A 5,340-nucleotide genomic window follows, 5' to 3' on the forward strand; every position below is an offset into this window, starting at 1 on the left:
GTCACGTACCGCACCGTCAACCCGATGCCGTCGTCGGTCGGGCCCAGCTCGGGGGCGTCGAACAGCCTGGCCATGTCCAGCGGCGGACGGAACACCGGCAGATGTTCGCCGAGTTCTTCGATCCAGTCGTGGGCCAGGTAGAAGTGCATTCGACCGGTGAGCGTATGCCACGGCTTGAGGCACTCGACGTTCACGGCGAACGGAGCATAGCGACGCCCGCCGGTTTCGCTGCCCGACCACTCCGGGCTGGTGATCACCGGGACCGGCCGAGCCTGGGTGTCGGCATAGGTGATGCGCTTCTCCTCGCTGCCCTCGGCCAGGTGGACCAGCTTGCGACCGGTCCTCCGCTCCAGGTCGCGGAAGCCGTCCACCGCAAGCCGGCCGTTGCAGGTTCCGGACAGTGCGAGGATCACCTCGGCCATTCGCTCGCCGGTGGTGACCGCCGGACGGCCAGCTGCCGCACCGGAATCCAGCACCCCGAACCGCTCACCGAGCTCGGCGACTTCCCGATCCGGGTGCATGGTCACGCCCTTGGTGGTGACGCCGACCTGTTCGACCAGCGGACCCAGGGTCCGCCACTTGTCGTAGACCGCGGCGTAGTCACGTTCCACCACAGTCAGTTTCGACATCGTCTTACCCGGAATCGGGGTCTGGCCGCTGTGCAGCCAGTCGTTTTCGGTGCCGTCCGGGTAGGCCAACGCATCCGCGGTGTCGTGCTGCAACGCGGTGAGCACCACATCGGCGCGGGTGCCCAGGTGCTGCTTGGCGAGCTGGCTGAACGCGCGCGCGATAGCGCCGAACGCGTCGAAGTCGGTGCGGGTCTCCCACGGCGGGTCGATCGCTGCGGAAAATGCGTGCACGTACGGGTGCATGTCGGTGCTGGAGATGTCGGCTTTCTCATACCAGGTCGCTGCCGGCAGCACGACGTCGGAGACCAGCGTCGTCGAGGTCGTCCGGAAGTCGATCGACATCATCAGGTCAAGCTTGCCCTCGGGGATGTCGGTGTCGGAGACCACGTCGATCGGCTGCACCCCATAGGTCGCGGGTTTGCCCAGTATGTTCGAGTCGGTGCCCAGCAGATGCTGCAGAAAATACTCGCCGCCCTTGCCCGACGCCCCGATCAGGTTGGCCCGCCAGACGGTGAGCACCCGCGGCCAGTTGACCGGGTTGTCCGGATCGGTGATCGACATCGTGAGTGTGCGCTGCGCGAGTTGTTCGGCCACGTACTCGCCGATGTCACGGCCCGCGGCCCGGGCTTCGTCGGCGACATCCAGACTCGACCGGTCGAACTGCGGGTAGAACGGGCTCCAGCCCATCGCCGTCGCCGAGGCCAGCAGGTCGATCGTGTGCTTGCCGGCGAACCGTCCGCGGCCCAGCGGCGTGCTCAGCTTGTCGGCGCCATACCCGTCGTAGCGCCACTGGTTGGTGTGCACATACCAGTACGACGCGCCAGGCACCTGCCGCGGCGGGCGGACCCAGTCGGTGGCCATCGCCATCGTCTGGAACCCGGTCAGCGGGCGAACCTTCTCCTGGCCCACGTAATGCGCCCAGCCGCCGCCGTTTCGTCCCATCGACCCGGTCAGCATCAGCAACGCCAGCACCGCGCGATAGGTCGCGTCACCGTGGAACCACTGACCGATGCCGCTGCCCATGATGATCATCGACCGGCCGCCGGATTCCTCAGCGCTGCGGGCGAATTCCTTGGCGACGCGGATCGCCTGGCTGGCCGACACCCGGGTGATCGGCTCCTGCCAGGCCGGGGTGCAGGAGAAGTCGGCGTCGTCGTACCCGGTCGGCCACTCCCCGGGCAGGCCGGGGCGGCGCACCCCGTACTGGGCCAGCATCAGGTCGTAAACGGTGCACACCAGGTGCTCGCCGATCCGGCGCACCGGGATCCCGCGCGTCACGACCGTGCCCTCGCCGTTGACGGTGTCGAAGCTGGGCAGCGACACCAGCGCGGTCTCGCCGTCGGTTGGCTGCCCGCGCCGGACACTCAGCGCCGGCTGGACGTCGCCGAGATCGAGGTTCCACTTGCCGATCCCGTCGTCGCCGAACCGGAAACCCAGCGACCCGTTGGGCACCACAACCGAATCGGTGATCGTGTCGAGCAACGCCGGCTTGAACGCGGCATTCTCGACGTCCGCGGACTCGCCGCCGAGGTCGGCGGCGGTGAGGTTCTTGCCCGGGACCAGATGCTCGCCCCGCTGATCCAGCTTGATCAGGAATGGCAGGTCGGTGTAACGCAACGCATAGTCGATGAAGAACGGGACCGGTTTGCGCACATAGTGTTCGGTGAGGATGACGTGGCCCATCGCCATGGCCAGCGCGGCGTCGTTGCCGGCCGCGCACGGCATCCACTCGTCGGCGAATTTGGTGTTGTCGGCGTAGTCCGGGCTGACGCTGACCACTTTGGTACCGCGGTAGCGCACCTCCGCCATCCAGTGCGCGTCCGGGGTGCGGGTGATCGGGACGTTGGAGCCCCACATCATCAGGTAGGCCGCGTCCCACCAGTCGCCGGACTCGGGCACGTCGGTCTGGTCCCCGAACACCTGCGGCGAGGCGACCGGCAGGTCGGCGTACCAGTCGTAGAACGACGTCATCGGGGCGCCGATCAGCTCGAAGAACCGTGAGCCGGCCGCATACGACGCCATCGACATCGCCGGGATCGGCGAGAACCCGGCTATCCGGTCGGGACCGTAGGTCTTGATGGTGTGCACATGGGCGGCGGCGATCAATTCAGCGGCCTCGGCCCAACTCACCCGCACCAGCCCGCCCTTCCCGCGGGCCTGCTGGTAGCGCCGGCGACGCTGCGGGTCGGCCTGGATCTCCGCCCACGCGAGCACCGGGTCGCCGAGGCGGGCCTTGGCCTCCCGGAACATCTCCACCAGCAGGCCGCGGGCGTACGGATAGCGCACTCTGGTCGGTGAGTAGGAGTACCAGGAGAACGACGCGCCGCGCGGACAGCCGCGGGGCTCGTACTCGGGGCGGTCCGGACCCACCGTCGGGTAGTCGGTCGCCTGGTTCTCCCAGGTGATGATCCCGCCCTTGACGAAGATCTTCCATGAGCACGACCCGGTGCAGTTGACCCCGTGCGTGGAGCGCACCACCTTGTCGTGGCTCCACCGGTCGCGGTAGAAGGCGTCGGCCTCCCGCCCGCCGCGTCGGGTGACGGTGCGCAGGTCAGCCGAGAACTCGCCGGGGGTGAAGAAGCGGCCGCTGCGTTCCAGCAACTCCTCTAGCGGGCTACCGACATGAGCTGTTGTGGTCATCCGGGAGTCTCCTTGGGGTCGCAGCACGCTCGGACGCTGGATTTTTGCGGCTCCGCGTCGACACCGGGTCACGGCCCAGCGCACCGGCCCTTCGCCTGCAGCAGGCCAGCAATCCGCCAGCATACGGCTTATATCGTCAGGCGACCATAATTCCACGCTGGGAAGTCGCTGTGCCGATTTCGTCAACCCGGCTGTAGCGTCCGGGTCAGCTCCGGCAGCCAGGCGCGGTCGGCCGGCACCCAGTCGATGCCGGACAGCTCCTCTGCGGTGGCCCAGCGCAGCGCCTGGTGGTCGTGCGGGCGTGGTTCGCCGCGGGCGAGGCTAACCCGGTAGGCCCGCAGCATCGTGTTCGCATCCAGCGCGACGTCGTTACCGAGGCGCGCACCCACCACGACGGCGTCGGCATCGAGACCGAGTTCCTCAGCCAGTTCCCGGGCCAGCGCTGCGGGCTCGGTCTCACCCGGTGCGACTTTGCCGCCGGGAAGCTCCCAGCGGCCGGCCAGCGCCGGTGGGCGGCACCGCTGCGCGACCAGCACCGCCGGCCCGGCGATGATGGCCCCCGCGACGACGATCCGGTTCGGCATGGTCGGTGACGGTATACCGAACACTCCAGGCTCGCTGGCGTGACGCGCTGTCCGCAGTACCGTGGGCTGTATGGCTGTGTTAACCGATGAGCAGGTGGCCGCGGCGCTGGGCGACCTCGACGGCTGGGAACACGCCGGCGGGACGCTGCGACGGTCGGTCAAGTTCCCGTCGTTTCTCGCCGGCATCGACGCGGTGCGCCGGGTCGCCGACCACGCGGAGGCCAAGGACCACCACCCCGACATCGACATCCGCTGGCGGACGGTGACTTTCGCCCTGGTCACGCATTCGGCCGGCGGGATCACCGCAAACGACGTGGCGATGGCCCACGACATCAACGAGATCCTAACGGGTAGCTAATGCCGGTCGCCGCGATCCAGCCCAGCGTCGCCAGCGCCGCCACGATGTAGACCAGCCCGGCCCAGGCCAGATACCAGGGCCGGCCGCCCTGCCAGATGCTCGGCTGCGCGAAGCTCAGCAACCACGGCACCCCGACCAGGGTCAACGCCAGCCAGCCCCAACCCAGAACCCGAGCGCCGATGCGTTCGGAGAACGGGCCGTGGATCAGCCAGACCATCAGCGGGACCAACCACACCCAGTGATGCGTCCACGAGATCGGCGAGGCCAGCAGACCGAACAGCTCGACCACGAGCAGCAGACCCAGTCGATCCGTCCGGCCGAGCGCGCGCCAGGCCGACACAGCCAGCACCAGCGTGGCAGCGATGGCGATCAAAACCGGCGCGCCGTAGCCGGCGTCGTGCCCGAGAATCCGGGAGATCCCGCCGCGCCAGGACTGGTTGAACGAGGTGCCGATCGGCCCAACCCGGCCGGCGTCACCGAGCAGCTCAGTGAAGTAGCGGCAGGTTTGGCCGCCGGTGACCAACACCGACACCGCGATGGTGGCGAGAAAGACCGCCGCCGCGAAAACCACGGCGGCCCACCGTCGCGCCCCGGCGAAGTAGACACCGGCGACCGCCGGAGTCAGCTTGACCCCGGCGGCGGTGCCGACCAGCAGCCCGGACACCCACCATCGTCGGCTGCAGACCGCGCACAACACGGCCAACACCAGGAACACGTTGATCTGTCCGTAGTCGAAGGTGCTTCGCAACGGCTCGATCCAGATGGTCACCGCCGTCCACAGCATCGCGGTGCGGCCAGCGCCGCACGCATCTGGGCCGAGCAGCCGCTGGCTGACCCGGACCACACCGTAGAGTGCGGCGATCGTCGCGACCTGCCAGAGAAATGCCAGCAGTGGAAACGGCAGCAGGTGCAACGGATAGAACACGATTGCGGCGAACGGCGGGTAGGTGAACGGCAGCGGGAAATCCGGCGTCTGGTCGGCGTAGGTGTAGTCGTAGAGGGCGTCGGGCCGGTCGAGCGTGGCGGCACCGCCGACGTAGACGTGCAGGTCGACGAAGTTGGCGCCGTTGGGTGTCAGGTATGTCCAGGCCAGCCGCGCCGCGATGCTGGCCGCCAACAGCAGCGGAGC

At 68.4% G+C, this 5,340-nt stretch carries 4 protein-coding genes; 1 reads left to right on the forward strand and 3 read right to left on the reverse strand.

From position 1 onward, the window contains the following. Together AC2VOP_RS16575 and AC2VOP_RS16580 are read right to left on the reverse strand one after the other, a co-directional pair. A partial coding sequence (locus AC2VOP_RS16575; RefSeq protein ID WP_486961986.1) for a nitrate reductase subunit alpha occupies nucleotides 1–3,269 on the reverse strand: 3,269 nt, incomplete at its 3' end. 182 nt (nucleotides 3,270–3,451) lie between these two features. Beyond that, nucleotides 3,452–3,853, reverse strand: coding sequence for a (deoxy)nucleoside triphosphate pyrophosphohydrolase (locus AC2VOP_RS16580; protein ID WP_486961987.1), 402 nt, complete (start codon nucleotides 3,851–3,853; stop codon nucleotides 3,452–3,454). A gap of 70 nt (nucleotides 3,854–3,923) precedes the next feature. On the opposite strand from AC2VOP_RS16580, the gene AC2VOP_RS16585 reads away from it, so the two are divergent. Then, nucleotides 3,924–4,211 carry a 4a-hydroxytetrahydrobiopterin dehydratase gene (locus tag AC2VOP_RS16585; protein ID WP_486961988.1) on the forward strand — a complete coding sequence of 96 codons (288 nt, stop codon included), beginning with the start codon at nucleotides 3,924–3,926 and terminating at the stop codon, nucleotides 4,209–4,211. On the opposite strand, the gene AC2VOP_RS16590 is transcribed toward AC2VOP_RS16585, so the two are convergent. Beyond that, nucleotides 4,186–5,340, reverse strand: a 1,155-nt coding sequence (locus AC2VOP_RS16590; protein ID WP_486961989.1) for a mannosyltransferase, incomplete at its 5' end; no start/stop codon positions are given. The genes AC2VOP_RS16585 and AC2VOP_RS16590 overlap by 26 nt on opposite strands.

The sequence above is a fragment of the Mycobacterium sp. TH-M106 genome (assembly GCF_057473765.1).

What these genes read in the sequence shown, in the direction of transcription:
- AC2VOP_RS16580 (WP_486961987.1), bottom strand. Translation starts at nt 3,853, where the DNA reads ATGCCGAACCGGATCGTCGTCGCGGGGGCCATCATCGCCGGGCCGGCG.
- AC2VOP_RS16585 (WP_486961988.1), top strand. Translation starts at nt 3,924, where the DNA reads ATGGCTGTGTTAACCGATGAGCAGGTGGCCGCGGCGCTGGGCGACCTC.